14 protein-coding genes are annotated in these 16,469 nt (G+C 71.3%); 5 read left to right on the forward strand and 9 right to left on the reverse strand.

All coding sequences use genetic code 11. The features are described 5' to 3' along the window. Positions 1 to 28: 28 nt before the first annotated feature. The 4 genes from ACWCPF_RS35150 to ACWCPF_RS35165 all read left to right on the forward strand — a co-directional run bounded on the left by ACWCPF_RS35150 (position 29) and on the right by ACWCPF_RS35165 (position 4,147). Complete coding sequence (locus ACWCPF_RS35150; RefSeq protein WP_451049162.1) at positions 29 to 871, forward strand: zf-HC2 domain-containing protein; 843 nt, start codon at positions 29 to 31, stop codon at positions 869 to 871. Positions 872 to 972: 101 nt separating this feature from the next. Continuing rightward, the gene (locus tag ACWCPF_RS35155; protein WP_451049163.1) at positions 973 to 1,872 is read left to right on the forward strand and encodes an ABC transporter ATP-binding protein; all 900 of its coding nucleotides are present in this window, start codon (positions 973 to 975) and stop codon (positions 1,870 to 1,872) included. Continuing rightward, positions 1,869 to 3,431: an ABC transporter permease gene (locus tag ACWCPF_RS35160; RefSeq protein ID WP_451049164.1), complete on the forward strand. Its 1,563-nt coding sequence runs from the start codon at positions 1,869 to 1,871 to the stop codon at positions 3,429 to 3,431. The genes ACWCPF_RS35155 and ACWCPF_RS35160 overlap by 4 nt, the downstream gene beginning before the upstream one ends. Then, on the forward strand, positions 3,413 to 4,147 hold the full coding sequence (locus ACWCPF_RS35165; protein WP_451049165.1) for an ABC transporter: 735 nt from the start codon (positions 3,413 to 3,415) through the stop codon (positions 4,145 to 4,147). Before ACWCPF_RS35160 ends, ACWCPF_RS35165 begins: the two co-directional genes overlap by 19 nt. Positions 4,148 to 4,242: 95 nt before the next feature. On the opposite strand, the gene mshD is transcribed toward ACWCPF_RS35165, so the two are convergent. Further along, complete coding sequence (mshD, locus tag ACWCPF_RS35170; protein ID WP_451049166.1) at positions 4,243 to 5,169, reverse strand: mycothiol synthase; 927 nt, start codon at positions 5,167 to 5,169, stop codon at positions 4,243 to 4,245. A 248-nt stretch (positions 5,170 to 5,417) separates the two neighbouring features. On the opposite strand from mshD, the gene ACWCPF_RS35175 reads away from it, so the two are divergent. Beyond that, on the forward strand, positions 5,418 to 7,220 hold the full coding sequence (locus ACWCPF_RS35175) for a bifunctional metallophosphatase/5'-nucleotidase (RefSeq protein ID WP_451049167.1): 1,803 nt from the start codon (positions 5,418 to 5,420) through the stop codon (positions 7,218 to 7,220). A gap of 103 nt (positions 7,221 to 7,323) precedes the next feature. Here ACWCPF_RS35175 and ACWCPF_RS35180 read toward each other — a convergent pair whose 3' ends face one another. The 8 genes from ACWCPF_RS35180 to ACWCPF_RS35215 form a co-directional block, all read right to left on the reverse strand. Then, positions 7,324 to 8,127, reverse strand: a complete 804-nt coding sequence (locus tag ACWCPF_RS35180) for a response regulator transcription factor (RefSeq protein WP_451049168.1) — start codon at positions 8,125 to 8,127, stop codon at positions 7,324 to 7,326. A gap of 47 nt (positions 8,128 to 8,174) precedes the next feature. After that, a complete protein-coding gene (locus ACWCPF_RS35185; RefSeq protein WP_451049169.1) occupies positions 8,175 to 10,349 on the reverse strand; it encodes a pectinesterase family protein in 2,175 nt (724 codons plus the stop codon). Positions 10,350 to 10,542: 193 nt separating this feature from the next. Beyond that, positions 10,543 to 11,988, reverse strand: a complete 1,446-nt coding sequence (locus ACWCPF_RS35190; protein WP_451049170.1) for a sensor histidine kinase — start codon at positions 11,986 to 11,988, stop codon at positions 10,543 to 10,545. Next, positions 11,985 to 12,722: a response regulator transcription factor gene (locus ACWCPF_RS35195; protein WP_451049171.1), complete on the reverse strand. Its 738-nt coding sequence runs from the start codon at positions 12,720 to 12,722 to the stop codon at positions 11,985 to 11,987. Before ACWCPF_RS35195 ends, ACWCPF_RS35190 begins: the two co-directional genes overlap by 4 nt. A gap of 164 nt (positions 12,723 to 12,886) precedes the next feature. Further along, positions 12,887 to 13,096 carry a hypothetical protein gene (locus tag ACWCPF_RS35200; protein ID WP_451049172.1) on the reverse strand — a complete coding sequence of 70 codons (210 nt, stop codon included), beginning with the start codon at positions 13,094 to 13,096 and terminating at the stop codon, positions 12,887 to 12,889. Positions 13,097 to 13,160: 64 nt separating this feature from the next. Beyond that, complete coding sequence (locus ACWCPF_RS35205) at positions 13,161 to 14,366, reverse strand: S1C family serine protease (RefSeq protein WP_451049173.1); 1,206 nt, start codon at positions 14,364 to 14,366, stop codon at positions 13,161 to 13,163. A 138-nt stretch (positions 14,367 to 14,504) separates the two neighbouring features. Further along, positions 14,505 to 15,527 carry a LacI family DNA-binding transcriptional regulator gene (locus tag ACWCPF_RS35210; protein ID WP_451049174.1) on the reverse strand — a complete coding sequence of 341 codons (1,023 nt, stop codon included), beginning with the start codon at positions 15,525 to 15,527 and terminating at the stop codon, positions 14,505 to 14,507. A gap of 106 nt (positions 15,528 to 15,633) precedes the next feature. Then, positions 15,634 to 16,422 (reverse strand): response regulator transcription factor, encoded by a 789-nt coding sequence (locus ACWCPF_RS35215; protein WP_451049175.1) that lies wholly within the window; start codon positions 16,420 to 16,422, stop codon positions 15,634 to 15,636. Positions 16,423 to 16,469: the final 47 nt, after the last annotated feature.

Raw genomic sequence — 16,469 nt, forward strand, 5'->3', positions numbered from 1 at the left:
CGGACGAGCAGTCGAAGGAGGACCTGGCATGACATGGCACGTCGCTGAAGAGGACCTGCGCGCCTACGCGCACGGCGAGTTGGCGCCGCCCCTGCTGTGGTCCGCCGACACCCACCTCACCGGGTGCGCACAGTGCCGGGAGCGGCTCGCCGGGGCCACCGACCCCGTCGCGCTCGACACCGCCTGGGAGCGGCTCGACGCGGAGCTGGACGCACCGCGGCCGGCCCTCCTCGAACGGCTGCTGGTGCGCCTCGGCGTCGCCGACCACACCGCGCGGCTCCTCGCCGCGACGCCGGTGCTGCGCAGATCCTGGCTGCTGTCGGTGCTGTTCCTGCTGGTCATGACCGTACTGGCGGTGCGCATGGCCGACCAGCCGACACTGTTCCTCACACTCGCCCCGCTGCTCCCGCTCGCCGGGGTCGCCCTGTCGTACGGCCCGTCCCTGGACCCGACGTACGAGATGGCCGTCGTCGCCCCGCTGCACGGCTTCCGGCTGCTGATGATCCGTACGGTGGCCGTGCTCACCGCGGGCCTGGCCTTCAACGGCCTGGCGACGCTGGCCCTTCCGGGGTACGGGCTGCTGGCCCTGACCTGGCTGCTGCCCGCGCTCGCCCTCACCGCGACCGGGCTCGCGCTGACCGCCCGGCTGGGTCCGGTCGTCGCACCCGTCCTGGTCGGCGGCGCGTGGCTCACGCTGCTGCTGGTGGCGAAGGCGCAGACCTCCGCGCACGACACGCTCGCCCCCTTCACTACGGCAGGCCAGTCGGCCGCGGCAGCGGTGGCGGCCCTCGCCGCACTCCTCCTCTACCAGGCCCGGGACCGCTTCGACGCCCGCCCCATGGCCGGCTTCCGGGACGGCGGCACGCCATGACACCGCGCCCCCGCCCCGACTCTGCGCCCGCCCCCGCCCCCGCACCCGCTCGCGCCCTTGCCTCCGCCCGCCGACCGGACTCGGATTCCCAGGAGCCCCATATGACCACCGCAACGCACCTCGACCCCGGCCCCGGTCCCGGCCCCGCCACCCTGACGGCCACCGACCTTTCCCTGCGCTTCGGCGGGACTCCAGCTCTCGACGGGGTCTCGCTGCGGCTCAGCCGTGGGGTCACCGGGCTGCTCGGGCCCAACGGCGCGGGCAAGACCACCCTGCTGCGGGTGCTGGCCACCGCCGTGCCGCCCGACGGCGGGCAGTTCACCGCCCTCGGCCACGACCCCGGCACCGCCTCCGGCCGCCTCGCGCTGCGCCGCACGCTCGGCTATCTCCCCCAGACCCCCGGGTTCCACCCGGACTTCACGGCCTTCGAGTTCGTCGACTACGTGGCGATCCTGAAGGAGCTGACCGACCGCGGGGCCCGGCTGCGCGAGGTGCGGCGCGTGCTGGAGGCCGTCGATCTGTCCGAGGTGCGCGGCAAGCGCATCAAGCGGCTGTCCGGCGGCATGCGCCAGCGCGTCGCACTCGCCGCCGCACTCGTCGGCGACCCCGGCTTCCTCGTACTGGACGAACCGACCGTCGGCCTCGACCCCGAACAGCGCATGCGCTTCCGCGAGTTGATCGCCCAGGCCGGCGAGGGCCGCACCGTGCTGCTGTCCACGCACCAGACGGAGGACGTGGCGATGCTCTGCCACCGGGTCGTGGTCCTGGCCCACGGCCGCATCCGCTTCGAGGGCACCCCGGCCGAGCTGACCGCCCGCGCGGCCGGCCGGGTCTGGAGCAGCACGGAACGCGACCCGAACGCCCTCGCCGGCTGGCGCACCGGCACCGGCTCCTTCCGCAACATCGGCGACCCGCCGACCGGCGCCGACCTCGTCGAACCCACCCTGGAGGACGGCTATCTGCTCGCCCTCGACGGCGAGAGCGCGGAGGCGACGGCATGAGCACCACGACCCCGGCGCGTCCGGAACCGGCACCCACCCTCGCCGAGCCGCCCCCTTCCGAGGGCCGCCGCGGCGGAGCTGTCCTCGCCCTCGCCCGCTTCGAGGCCCGGGAGCTGCTCCTGCAGATCCCGATACTGCTCAACTTCGCCCTCTACGTCGGCTTCGTCGCCGTGCGGCTGATGAGTGACGACGGCATGGACGACTACCCGGTTCTCAACACGGTCGACCGCCGCACCCAGATCGCACCCCTGCTGTTCGCCATCGCCGTCCTCATCTGCGCCAACTCGGCCGCGCTGCGCTCGCGGAAGCGGCGCACGGTGCAGCAGTTCGCCGTGCTGGCCATGGAACCGTGGCGGCGCACCCTCGCCCATGTGCTCTCCGTGGTCCCGTTCGCGGCGCTCACCGCGCTCGTCGTGGCGGCCGAGTACACCCGGGAGGCGGTGAAGCCCGGCGCGATCGGCCATGGCTCGTTCGGGGAACTCGCCATCGCACCCCTGAGCGTCCTGCTGGCCGGTGTGCTGGGAGTGCTGCTGGCCCGGCTGCTGCCCTCGCCCTTCGTTCCCATACTGTTCTCCATCGCCTTCTACCTGCTCGTCGTCATGGCCGCCGCGGCCATGGACGCAGGCAGGTGGGCGGCCTGGCTGGCCCCGATCCTCTTCACCACCGAGACCGGCGGCGATCCGGTCCCCTCCGACCTGCTCGGCCGCCCCGCGGACTGGCACGCGCTGTATGTGGCGGCCCTGTGCGCCCTGCTGGCCTGCGTGGCCCTGCTGGCGAGCGGCGGCCGCACCCGAGCGGTCAAGGCGGCGACCGCCCTCGCCCTCGCGGTCACCGCGGCCGGTGCGATCGGCCAGTTCCCGCGCGACACGGCGGGCCTGGAAGCGGCGCGCAGGACAGCGTCCGATTCCCCGCAGAAGGTCCAGTCGTGCTCGACGTACGACGGGTCGACGTACTGCTCGTTCCCCGAGTGGAGCGGTGTGCGGTCGGACTGGGCCGGGGTGGTCGACCGCGTGCAGTCGCTGGCCGGGGGCACAGCGGCGCAGGCCGACCTGACGGTCCGCCAGCGCATCTACACCGACGGCGGAGTGGAGGTGGACGCCGCCCTGGACCCCTCCACCACGCCCGACGAGGTGACGGTCGGCACCCGCTGGGGCGGCAACCGGGTCCCGGAGTTCGCGGTCGGCGTCGCCACGGTCCTCGTCGCGGGCACGGAGAGCGCGACGGAGCAGGAGATGTGCCGCGACGCCCGGCCGGTGGCCATCATGTGGCTGGCCCTGGGCGCCGACCCCACCCCGTCGGAGACGTTCCAGCACGTCCGCCTGGACGACAGCACCGAAGGTTCCGGGCTGGCCCTGACCCCCACCAACGCGCTGAGCATGACAGCCGACCAGGCGACGGTCGTCCGGGAACTCCTGGCCCGCCCGCGCGCCGAGGTGACGGCCCGCGTCAAGGCCCACTGGACGGAACTGACAGCCAAGACGACGACCACGGCCCAGGCGGCGAAGCTGCTGGGGGTCCCGGTACCGAAGGAGGCGGAAGAGTGCGAAGCATCGGAGTAGGACGAGCCGGAGGAGAAGAACAGCCGAGCTCACAGCAGGGCTCACAGCCGGTCTCGGGAGCGCTGCTCCGCTCCCTGGCGCAGCCGGTGTGGCGCAGCCTCCCCTGGCGGGCGCTGTCCACGGCCGGCGGACTGGGCCTGCTGCTGGCGGGCACGACCCGGCTGCCGGACCAGGCGCCGGACGCCGACCTCGGCCGGTTGGCCCTGCGCCTGACCGCCCTCACCGGCGCAGTGGGCCTCGCCTTCCTCCTGGACGACCCGGCCCGGAACACGACCGCGGCGACACCCTTGGGCAGAGCCCCGCGAGCCGCCCTGCGGCTGGCCCTCGCCGCGCCCCTCACGGCCCTGTGGTGGACGGCCGCCCTGCTCCTCCTGCCCGCCCCGACCCGCCCGGCCCTGGGCCCGGCCACACTGGAGGCCGCGGCGATGGCTGTCGGCGCCCTGGCCCTGGCCACGGCTGCGATCCGCTTCACGCACACGGACACGGCGCAAGCAGGCAGGCCCACCGCGATCTGGCTCGGCGCGGCGGCCGCGCTGGCGATACTGATCCCGAACCGCTGGGGCCTGCTGGGAACACCCCAAGACCCCTACTGGGCGGCGACGCAGCTGAGATGGGCGCTGCTACTGGGAACGACGGCGACGCTGAGCGTGCTCTGGACGCCGGAACCTCTGAGACGGAGGTGCAGACCGATGTTTTTCAGCCCGTCCGGCGATTGAGGACGAGGCCGTTCAGGCCGACAGCGGGGGTCTGGGGGCGGCAGCCCCCAGGGACGGCGACACCGACACCGACACCGCCCGCCCGGCAGGCAACCTCACGTCTCCGTCCGGTACATGAGATCCGTCTCATGGGTGACGAACCCCAACCGCTCGTACACCGACACCGCCGCCTTGTTGTCGGCATCGACATACAGCATCGCCGTAGGCAACCCCTGCTCCGCGAGATGCCGCAGGCCGATCGTGGTGAGGGCCTTGCCGAGGCCACCGCCCTGCGCACCGGGGGCCACACCGAGGACGTACACCTCGCCGAGCTGCTCCGCGGCATGGACCTTCGTCCAGTGGAAGCCGACGAGGCGCTCGCCCTGGAAGGCGAGGAAGAAGCCGGCGGGGTCGAACCAGGGCTCGGACTTGCGGTCGTCGAGGTCGCGCTGGGTGAGGGAGCCCTGCTCGGGATGGTGGGCGAAGGAGGCGGAGTTGACGGCGAGCCAGGCGGAGTCGTCCTGCCCGGGGACGAAGGGACGGACGGTCACGCCCGCGGGCAGCACCGGCCGGGACAGTTCGAGGTCGGTCAACGCCCGCCGCATCTGCCGCAGTTCGCGGAACAGGCTCAGGCCCAGGACCTGGGCGAGGTGCCGGGCGGCGGCGTGGCCGCCGTGGGCCCACACCCGAAGCCGTTTGCCGGAGACGGCGAGCAGGGCGGAGCCGAGCGCCCGGCCGTGCCCGTGGCCCCGGTGGGAGGGGTGGACGACCAGCTCGGCGGCGGGGGCCTCGACCGGGTCGGTGTCCTCCAGTTGGGCGTAACCGACGAGTGTGTCGCCGACGGTGAGGACCAGATGGGAGACCCCTTCGCGGGCGCCTCCGCGCAGCTGCAGCCGGCCCTGTTCGGACACCGCCTGCTGGCCGTCCGCCCGGGCGGCCTCCGCGAGCAGGTCGAGGACGGCCTCGGTCTGTTCGGGGGAGAGCTCGGAAGTGGTCTCGATCGATCGGGAGCCGGGGATCCGTGCGGTGTCGTCGCTGGTCATGCGTACGAGGGTAAAGGGCGGGCCGTACAAAGTGGCAGTAAGGGGAAAGGCGGAAACGTGCGGTCCGAAACGGCAGACCAGAGGGCAAGCGGAGGGTAAAGGGAAACCAGGATGTAACCAAGAACCCCCTGTCGCGCTACGCGCGTTGACCCTAGGCTGCGCCGGACGGGGCCACTTCCTCATACGTCTCTCAGGTCGGCCCGGCCCCAGGGACGCAGACACCACAGGCAGACACCTCAGGGGGGCGCATGCCAGCCACTTCCCAGCCGCATCCGACCGGCAGACGTCGTACGTACCGCCTTCTCGCGGCCGCCGCGGGTCTCGCCACCGCCGGTGCGATGGCCGCCGCGCTCCCGGCGGACGCGCACGACACCAAGCACTCCAAGCCGCTGCCCAGCCGCTACCAGGACGTGCAGCTGCTGTCCTTCAACGACCTGCACGGCAACCTCGAGCCCCCGTCCGGCTCCTCCGGCCGGGTCACGGAGATCCAGGCGGACGGCACGACGAAGACGATCGACGCGGGCGGTGTGGAGTACCTCGCCACGCACCTGCGGGAGGCCCGCAAGGGCAACGCGTACTCGGTCACCGCGGCCGGCGGCGACATGGTCGGCGCCTCCCCGCTGATCTCGGGCCTGTTCCACGACGAGCCGACCATCGAGGCGCTGAACAAGCTCGACCTCGACGTCACGTCCGTGGGCAACCACGAGTTCGACGAGGGCGCCAAGGAACTGGCCCGGCTGCAGAAGGGCGGCTGTCACCCGACGGCCGGCTGCTACACGGACAAGAAGTTCAAGGGCGCCGACTTCCCGTACCTCGCGGCGAACGTCCTGAACGAGAAGACCGGCAAGCCGATCCTGAAGCCGTACTGGGTCTGGAAGAAGAAGGACGTCAAGATCGGCTTCATCGGCGTGACGCTGGAGGACACCCCCGGTGTCGTCTCCGCCGAGGGCGTCAAGGGCCTGAAGTTCAAGGACGAGGTCGAGACGATCAACAAGTACGCCAAGGAGCTGCAGAAGCAGGGCGTGAAGTCGATCGTGGCGCTCATCCACGAGGGCGGCCTGCCGGCCTCCGGCTCGTACAACTACAACTGTGACTCGCCGGGTGCGGGCGACGGCGTCTCCGGCCCGATCGTCGACATCGCGAAGAACATCACGCCGGCGGTGGACGCGCTGGTGACGGGCCACACGCACGCCGCGTACGCCTGCACGATCCCCGACCCGTCGGGCAAGCCGCGCACGGTCACCTCGGCCGCGTCCTTCGGCCGTCTCTACACGGACACCACGCTGACGTACGACCGCTTCACCGGTGACATCGCGCGGACCGCCGTCAAGTCGGCGAACCACGTGGTCACCCGGACCGTCGCCAAGGCGCCGGACATGACCGAGCTGATCAGCAAGTGGAACACGCTGGCGGCGCCGGTCGGCAACCGTGCGATCGGCTACATCTCCGCGGACGTCCCCAACACGGGCACCGAGTCCCCGATGGGCGACCTGATCGCGGACGCCCAGCTCTGGTACGGCAGGCAGCTCGACGCGGAGACGGACCTCGCGCTGATGAACCCGGGCGGCGTCCGGGCGGGCCTGACCTACACGGCCAAGGGCAGTGAGGGCGACGGCGTGGTCACCTACGCCGAGGGCTTCACCGTGCAGCCGTTCTCCAACACCGTCAACCTGCAGAACTTCACCGGCGCCCAGCTGATCCAGGTGCTGAAGGAGCAGGTGAGCGGGACGAACGCGAGCGCGCCGAAGATCCTGCAGCCGTCCGCCAACCTGACGTACACGCTGGACCTGACGAAGAGCGGCGCCGACCGTGTCGTCACGGACTCCATCAAGCTGAACGGCGCGGCGATCGACCCGGCCGCCACCTACCGCGTCTCCACGAACAGCTTCCTCGCGGGCGGTGGCGACGGCTTCACCACGCTGGGCCAGGGCACGGGCGACCTCGTCGGCGCCGACGACCTGAGCGCGCTGGAGCAGTACCTGCTGGCCGGCTCCTCGCCCACGGCCCCGCTCGCCCCGCCGACGGCGAACCGGATCACGATCGTGCAGTAGCACTCACCGCAACACGCAGCACTGAGCAGTAAGCCGCAGTAAATCGCAGTAAGTCGCAGAGGCGGCCACGTCATCGACGTGGCCGCCTCTTTGCGTTCAAACCTCAGCCCACCCGCAGCATGTAGCCCAGCCCCCGGACCGTCTGGATCAGCCGTGGCTCGCCGTACTGCTCCAGCTTGCGGCGCAGGTACATGACGTACACGTCGAGGGTGTTGGAGTTGGGCTCGAAGTCGAAGCCCCAGACGTCCTTGTGGATCTGGGAGCGGCTGAGGACCTTGGCCGGATGGCGCAGGAAGTACTCCAGGAGCGAGTACTCGGTGCGGGTGAGGTCGAGAGGGCGGCCGGTCCGGGTGACCGTGCGGGAGGACAGGTCCATGGCGATGTCATGGAAGGTCAGCCGGGCGGCGGGGGTGCGGGGCGGCGGGGGCGTGCGCCGTCCGGCGCCGCGGCGCAGCAGGGCCCGTACCCGGGCGAGGAGTTCCTCCACGGCGAACGGCTTCATCAGGTAGTCGTCCGCGCCGTTGTCGAGTGCGACGATCCGGTCGCCGACGGCGCCGCGCCCGGTGAGCATCAGGATCGGGACGGTGCAGCCGGAGGCCCGGATCCGGCGGGTCGCGGCCAGGCCGTCGAGGCCGGGCATGGTGACGTCCATCAGGATCAGGTCGGGGGTGGTGCCGGGCGCTCCGACGAGGTCGAGGGCGAGCCGTCCGTTCTCGGCGAGGAGGGTCTCGTAGCCCTCGAAGCGGAGGAGCCGGCCGAGTCCTTCGCGGATGTCCGCGTCGTCGTCGGCCAGCAGTATCCTCCCCGCGGTCCCTGTCTCCGACGCCCTCGTCCCCGACGTCCGTGTGCCCGACGTCCTTGTCTCCGACGTCCTTGTCTCTGTTCCCCTCGCAGTTCGCATCGCCATCCCCTCACGGTGCGGCGAAGGGCTGTGGCAGGGCTGGCAGCGGGGTGTCAGGAAGCCGTGGGGGTCCAGTCGCCGAGCCAGTCCGCGACCTCCTGGTCGGCGGCCTGGGCCGCGGTCAGCTGCGGACGGTCGCCGCTTGCGGCGCCCGCGCCCGCGCCGGTGTTCTGGTACTCGGCGAACCGGTCCTCCTTCCAGGAGAAGCCGCCCATGTCCGACCACGGGGTGGACCTGACCGCCGCGCTGAGCGTGGTGCCGCGGACGGTGGTTTGCGGGTCGACGGCCGTGTCGCCGCCGGGGTGCCAGTTGCGGCCGAGGTAGAAGGAGCCGGCCGTCACGTCTCCGCCGATCGACGACCTGTTGATGAGGATGCCCTTGCGGCCGGCCGGCGTGCTCGGGGCGGTGACATAGCCGGCCGACGTGCCGTTCCAGCGCTTCTTCAGCGTGATGACGGACTTGTCGACGACGACCGTCGCCCGGCCGAAGACGAAGTCCACGTTGCCGGTGATGTAGGAGTTGGCGATGTAGACGCGGCCGGGCTTGTCCTTGGCGGCGGTCTCCAGCTCCAGGGTGTCCTGGTCGCCGTTGACGATGACCCCGTCCAGGACGATCCTGTCGGCCTGCGTCAGCAGCGCCACCGCCTGGTTGGCGATGTCCTGGTGCTGGGACTCGTCGAAGTCGTTGGTGACCGTGAGGTTGCGCACCTGCGAGTCGTCCGACTGGACGGAGACGGTGGCGCTGCCCGGGGTGCCGTAGGTCCCGGATCCGTCGGGCTTGGTCATGCCGGCCGCGTTGCCGTAGACGATCGTCGTGTCCTTGCGGCTCGCCCCCGAGCCCTGGATGGTGACGTGCGGCTTGTTCGCCGGCACCTTCACGACCTCGCGGTAGGTCCCCGGCTTCACGGAGATCACGACCCGGGAGGGGTTGTTCGCGGGCACGGCGTCCACGGCGGCCTGGACGGTCCGGTACTGGCCGGAGCCGTCGGCGGCGACGGTGAGGGTGGTGGCCGCGGCGGCTGCGGTGCTCGCCGTCGTGGCCGTCGTGGCCGTCGTGGCCGCCGTGCCGATCGAGGTGCGGGGGCCCACGCCCGCCTTGAGGAGGGCGGGCACGTCCGCGGCCTTGTCGAGGGTGTACGCGTAGTACGTCTTCGGGTTCCAGGCCGCGCCCGTGCCGCCGCTCTCGTTCTTGCCGGTCGTCCCGGAGAACACGTTGCCGCGCTGGACGAGGGTGGCGGTGGCGTCCCGCACGACGGGGTCGGTCAGGCCCTGGAAGTAGGAGTTCTCCAGCAGCATGTTCGTCCTGCCGCGCGCGTAGTTGCCGTAGGAGGACGTGATGTCCGTCCCGGCCACGTCCTCCAGGAAGTTGTTGTACAGGTGCGCGTGGGCGACGTTGTCCGTGGACGGGTTGCGCTGCTCGGTCTCGCGGATCCAATTGTGGTGGATCGTGATGTCGGCGGTGGTGTTCTCGGTCCAGCCGATGCCGAACGCCTTGTTCTCCTGGCTGAGCTTGTTCCAGGACACGGTCAGATACGTCGTGTCCTTGCGGCTGTCGATGAGCCCGTCGGCCATGTGGCGCAGGTCGTTGTGGTCGATCCAGACGTGGTGGGCGCCGTCCATCTGGATCGCGTCGAAGTCGTGCTCCTTGTCGTTCCAGACGCCCTGGTAGGCGTCCCGGATCGTCAGGTTCCGGATGATGACGTTGTGGACGCCCTGGCCGAGGAAGAAGCCGCCGCCGACGATGTGCCCGGAGGTGCCGGAGCCCACGATCGTCTTGTTCGACTTGACCTTGATCTCTTTCCCGACCGGGTCCATGGTGATCGCCGCCGCGACGACGATGACGTACGGCTCCTCGGCCGTCGCGTACTTCTCCAGGTCGGCGAGGGTCTTCACGGTGACGGTCCTGCCGTCCCGGCCGCCGTAGGTGCCGTTCTGCCCGAGGGCGTCGACCGAGGCGAAGCCGTCGGCGGCGGCGGTGGCCCAGGCGGGGGCGGCGGCGGATGCGGCGGCCGGTGCGGCGGCTGCGGTCGCGGCCGAGGCCCGCGCCTGCGCGTCCGCGCCGAACAGGCCGAGATCCGTGCCGTAGGCCAGGGATCCGGCGGCGGTGAGGGCCAGCGGCACGCCGACCGCCAGCGCGGTCCTCCTTCTGCGGTGGCGGGGCTTGGCCGTCGACTTGGCCGTCGACGTGGCCGTAGATCTGGCCGTCGACTTGGCGCGGTGCTCGCTCATGCGGCTGCCTTCCGTGCGGGGTGGGGGAGTTGGTCCGCGCATGAGTCGCCACCCGGTTCGGAAAGGTTGCCGCTGAGCGCTCCGCCGGAAGCCGCGATGTGCCGTCGGTCGTTCGGCTGCGGCGCAGTCGTGGCTGGTCGCGCAGTTCCCCGCGCCCCTTCAGGGCGCTGCCACCGCAGCCGACTTCACCCGCTCAGAGAGCGGTTGCGGGGTCTTCCGGTGGAGGGGTCGGGGCGCCCGGCAGGCGGACCGTGGCCACCGTGCCGCCGCCGTCCGCGTGGGCCAGGGTGACCTGGCCGCCGGCCTGCTCCACCGTGCGGGCCACTATCGAGAGGCCGAGGCCGGAGCCGGGCAGGGCGCGGGCGCTGGGGGAGCGCCAGAAGCGGTCGAAGACGTGCGGGAGTTCCTCGGTGGGGATGCCGGGACCGTGGTCGCGGACGGTCAGCACGCCGCCGGTCAGCCGCACGTCGATGACACCGCCCTCGGGGCTGAACTTCACCGCGTTGTCCAGGATGTTGACCACCGCGCGCTCCAGCGCGGCCGGCTCCGCCCGGGTGTACCAGGGTTCGATCGACGCGGTGATGGTCAGCTCGGGGCCGCGCAGCCGGGCCCGGCGCAGCGCCGACTCGACGGTGTCCTCCAGCGAGACCACCTGGACGCGTTCGCCGCGCTGGCCCTCCGAGCGGGACAGCTCCTGGAGGTCGCCGATCAGCGCCGCCAGCTCGGTCATCTGCGCCTTCACGGAGGCGAGCAGCGCCTTGCGGTCCGCCGGGGGGATCGGACGGCCGGTCTCCTCGCTGCGGGTGAGCAGCTCGATGTTGGTGCGCAGGGAGGTGAGGGGGGTGCGCAGTTCGTGTCCGGCGTCGGCGATCAGCTGCTGCTGCAGCTCGTGGGAGCTGGCGAGGGAGGACGTCATGGAGTTGAAGGACCGGGAGAGCCGGGCGATCTCGTCCTCGGAGTCGTCCTCGACGGGGATGCGGACGCTCAGATCCTCGGTGCGGGCCACGTGCTCGACGGCTTCGGTGAGTTTGTCGACGGGTCGCAGCCCGGCGCGGGCGACCGCGAGGCCGGCGGCGCCCGCTCCGATGACTCCGACGCCGGAGACGAGGAGGAGGATGAGGGCGAGTTCGTTGAGGGTGGACTGGGTGCCCTTGAGCGGGGTGCCGATGACCAGGGCCGCGGAGCCTTCGCTCGTGCTGAGCGGGATGGTCAGCACCCGGACGGGGTCGCCGTTCTCGGCGGTGCCGTTGTGGAAGACGCCGTTGTTGCCGTCGCTGTTCTCGATCACCTTCTCGTCGGTGGCGGAGACCTTGACCTTGCCCACCGAGTACGGGCTGACGCAGACCGTGCCGTCCGCCTTGACGACCTGGAAGTAGCTGTTGCTGCTGGGAAAGTCGCGGTCGGTGCTCTGCGTGTCCTGGTAGCAGGCGTTGAGGATGCCCTCGACCTGGTCCTTGATCCTGGGCTGCTGGACCACCTTCTTCAGATCGTTGTCCGCCTGGTCGTACAGCTTGCCCTGCACGATGAACCAGCAGGTCACCGAGACCGCCGCCACCGCGAAGGCCACGGCGGCGGCCACCAGCATCGACAGCCGGGCCCGGATGGGCAGGGTCCGGAACCGTCGCACGAGCTTTTTCACTCCGCGCCGCCCTGTCGCAGGACATACCCCACGCCCCGCACGGTGTGCACGAGCCGCGGTTCGCCGCCCGCCTCCGTCTTGCGGCGCAGGTACATCACGTACACGTCCAGCGAGTTGGACGAGGGCTCGAAGTCGAAGCCCCAGACCGCCTTCAGGATCTGCTCACGGGTGAGGACCTGGCGCGGGTGGGCCATGAACATCTCCAGGAGCGTGAACTCCGTGCGGGTCAGTTCCACGGGACGCCCGCCCCGGGTGACCTCGCGGGTCGCGAGGTCCATGCGCAGGTCGGCGAAGGTGAGCGCCTCGTCCTCTTCCACCATGCCCGCTCCGGCCGCCGCCGCGTAGGAGCTGCGCCGCAGCAACGCGCGGACCCGGGCGAAGAGTTCGTCGAGTTCGAAGGGCTTGACCAGGTAGTCGTCGGCGCCCGCGTCGAGTCCGGTGACCCGGTCGCCGACCGTGTCGCGGGCCGTCAGCATCAGGATGGGCGTGGTGTCGCCGGCCCCGCGGATGCGCCGGGCGGCGGTGAGGCCGTCCATGCGCGGCATCTGGATGTCCAGCACCACCAGGTCGGGGCGGTAGGCCGTCGCCTTCTCCAGCGCGTCGGCGCCGTCCACCGCCGTCTGCGTGTCGTAGCCCTCGAAGGCGAGACTGCGCTGGAGTGCTTCACGCACCGCCGGCTCGTCGTCGACGATCAGGATGCGCTGGGTGTCACGGTCGCCTTCGGCGGAGCTCATGGGCGTGGATTCCTCGGGTGCGGTGGGACGGGCGGGAGGCTTGACGTGCGGGCGCTGCTGAACGCCTTCAGCCTCGCATGCTTCCCTGCGGGTGCGTAAAGACCGGGACGGATCGGAACGCGGCGGGATACGCGGCGGGATACGCGGCGGGATACCGGGCGGGATCAGGCGCGCATCGCCGCGAGCCGGTTCAGCGGAACCTTGCGCAGATGCGGGCGGGCCGCCGACGTGCGCAGGCCCATCAGCTGCGGGGCCGCGACCTCGGGCGCCCGGGGCGGGACCACCGGCTCGTGCAGCGCGTACGCCACGTCGAGGGCCAGGGCGATGTCCGCCGCGCCGAAACCGGTCACCGTGTGCGAAACCTGCTTGATCATGACGTACTCCCTAGCTCGGTGAAGCAGCGAAAGCTCGGTGAAGCAGCGAAGTCCGGACGGGGTGTCAGCTGTCGGAGCCGCCGGCGCGCAGGCCGGCCAGGTCCGCCTTGACGGTGTTGATCGGGATGGCGAAGCCGAGGCCGACGCTGCCGGCGTCGGAGGAGGACGAGTCCGCCGCGGCGGAGTACATCGCGGAGTTGATGCCGATGATGTTGCCGCTGGCGTCGATGAGCGCGCCGCCGGAGTTGCCGGGGTTCAGGGAGGCGTCCGTCTGGAGCGCCTTGTAGGTCGTCGTGGAGGTGCCGGTGTCGCCGTTGAACTCCTGGCCGCCGAACTGGAACGGCCAGTTGCCCGAGCCGCCGCCCTGCTGGCCCTGTCCCTGTCCCTGACCCTGGCCCTGACTCTGGCTCTCGTCCGTCGAGACGGTCACGTCCCGGTTCAGGGCGGAGACGATGCCGCTGGTGACGGTGCCGGTCAGGCCCTCGGGGGAGCCGATCGCCACGACCGTGTCGCCGACCTTGACGCCGTCGGAGTCGCCGAGGGTCGCCGCCGTCAGTCCGGACGCGTTCTCCAGCTTGATGAGCGCGAGGTCCTTCTTGCTGTCGGTGCCGACGACCTTGGCGGTGTACGACTTGCCGTCGCTGGTCTTCACCTTGATCGAGTCCGCGCCCGAGATGACGTGGTTGTTGGTGACGATCTCGCCGTCACCGGTGATGATCACGCCGGAGCCGGTGGACGCCCCGTTGCTCAGCGTGGCGCTGACCTCGACGACGCTCGGGCTGACCGCCGCGGCGATGCTGGCCACGTCACCCGTCTTGCTGGAGGGCACCACGCTGGTGGTGGTGGACGAGGAGACGACCTCGTCCTTGCCGGTCAGCTCCTGGATGCCGTAGGCCGTGCCACCGCCTATGGCGGCCGCGACGATCGCCACCGCGGCGAGCAGCGCGAGCGGGCCGCGGGCGCGCTTCTTCCTGTCGGGCGCGGGCTCGGCGGCCACGGCGGTGAGGAGAGCGGTTCCGCCGTCGTTGCCGTTGCCGCCCGCGGCGGCCTGCGGGTGCGTCTGCCACACGGTGGTGGGCTCGACGACGGGCTGCTGAACCTGCTGCTGCGCGGACTGCGGCATGGGCTGCTGCGGTACCGGCTGGTGCGCCGGCGGGGGCGGCCACTCCGGGTTCACCGGGTTCACCGGGTTCACCGGGGCGGAGCTCGGGGCCTGGTACGGGTTCTCGAAGTTCTCGTACTCGCCGCTGCGGCGGATGCTCTCGGTCATGGAAAGAAGCTTCGCGCGCGACCATGAGAGCTCCCTGAGTGCTCCCTGAGAAGCCCGCCAGAACCTCGTATGCCCGATATAAGGAAGTCGCTCGCGGCGCGGGGGACCTTCTCAGAAGGCCTTCATACAAGCCGCAAACTACTCGCAGCCGCAGGACCGTCGGGCCAGGAGCCGGGACGGGAACACCTTCAGCCGCTCGCGGCGCGACCCCGCGACGCGCAGACCGTCGTCCAGGACGAGGTCGACGGCCGCGCGGGCCATCGCCGAGCGGTCCGAGGCGATCGTCGTCAGCGGCGGGTCGGTGAGCGCCGCCTCCTTGATGTCGTCGAAGCCGGCCACCGCCAGCTCGCCGGGCACGTCGATGCGCAGCTCGCGCGCCGCGCGCAGCAGGCCGATCGCCTGGTCGTCGGTGGAGCAGAAGACGGCCGGCGGCCGGTGCGGGCCCGCCAGCAGCTCCAGGGAGACCCGGTAGGCGTCGTAGCGGTTGTAGGGGGCCTCGAAGAGCCGGCCCTCCGTGGAGATCCCGGCCTCGTCCATCGCGCGCCGCCAGCCCTCGACGTGGTCGGAGACCGGGTCGCCGACGGAGGGGGTCTCCGCGGTGCCGCCGACGCAGGCGACGTACTCGTAGCCGTGCTCCAGCAGGTGGCGGACGGCGAGCTGGGCGCCGCCCAGGTCGTCGGTGACGACGGCGACGTCGTCGATGGCCTCGGGGCGCTCGTGCAGCAGCACCACGCGCGCGTCCCAGGCGTCGATCTCCGCGGCCGCCAGATCGTTCAGCGCGTGGCTGACGAGGATCAGGCCGGAGACGCGCATCCCGAGGAACGCGCGCAGATAGTGGACCTCGCGCTCGGCGACGTAGTCGGTGTTTCCGACCAGCACCATCTTTCCGCGCTCGGAGGCGGCCTGCTCGACCGCGTGCGCCATCTCGCCGAAGAACGGCTGACGGGCGTCCGGGATGATCAGGCCTATGAGGTCGGTGCGCCGGGACGCCATCGCCTGGGCGACCCGGTCGGGCCGGTACCCCAGTTCCTTGATGGCGGCGAGGACACGCTCGCGCGTGGCCGGGGCGACCGGCCGGGGTCCGTTGTTGATGACATAACTGACCACAGCGGTCGAAGTCCCCGCCAGTCGCGCCACATCATCCCGAGTCACCTTGGCCACGCGCGGAGTCTACGCGGATGGACCCGCTCTGGGCAGGGCGTTCAGGAGCTTCCCTGTGCGCGAGCAACGCCCTTCCCGAGCCGGTACGTGGCCTTACCGACGGGTACTACGCCTCCGCCGCGACCTCGTGGGCGTCCAGGGCGGCCGCGTTGTCCGCATCCTCCGCCTTTGCCTGGTCCGACCGGTCCGTCTTGGCCTTCGCGTCCTCGCCGCCGCGCTCCCCCTTCTCCGGGGTAACGAATCGATAACCGACGTTGCGGACGGTTCCGATCAGCGACTCGTGCTCCGGACCGAGCTTGGCCCGCAGCCGCCGTACGTGGACGTCGACCGTGCGGGTGCCGCCGAAGTAGTCGTAGCCCCAGACCTCCTGGAGCAGCTGGGCGCGGGTGAAGACCCGGCCCGGGTGCTGGGCGAGGTACTTCAGCAGCTCGAACTCCTTGAAGGTGAGGTCCAGGACCCGCCCCTTCAGCTTCGCGCTGTAGGTCGCCTCGTCGACCGACAGGTCGCCGTTGCGGATCTCCATCGGGGAGTCGTCGTTGACGATCTGCTGGCGGCCCATGGCCAGCCGCAGTCGCGCCTCGACCTCGGCCGGTCCGGCGGTGTCGAGGAGCACGTCGTCGATGCCCCAGTCGGCGGTGACGGCCGCGAGGCCGCCCTCGGTGACGACGAGGATGAGCGGACAGCCGGGGCCCGTGGAACGCAGCAGCTGGCAGAGGCTGCGGACCTGGGGCAGATCGCGCCGGCCGTCGATCAGGATGACGTCGGCGCCGGGGGTGTCGACGAGAGCGGGGCCTTCGGCCGGTGCCACGCGCACGTTGTGCAGCAGCAGGCCGAGGGCCGGAAGCACCTCCGTCGACGGCTGGAGGGCGTTGGTCAGGAGCAGCAGAGAACTCATATGTCTGGTTCCTCCTCGGTCCCTGCGAGGACGTTATCGGCACTGCG

It is taken from the genome of Streptomyces sp. NPDC001858, from assembly GCF_053594615.1.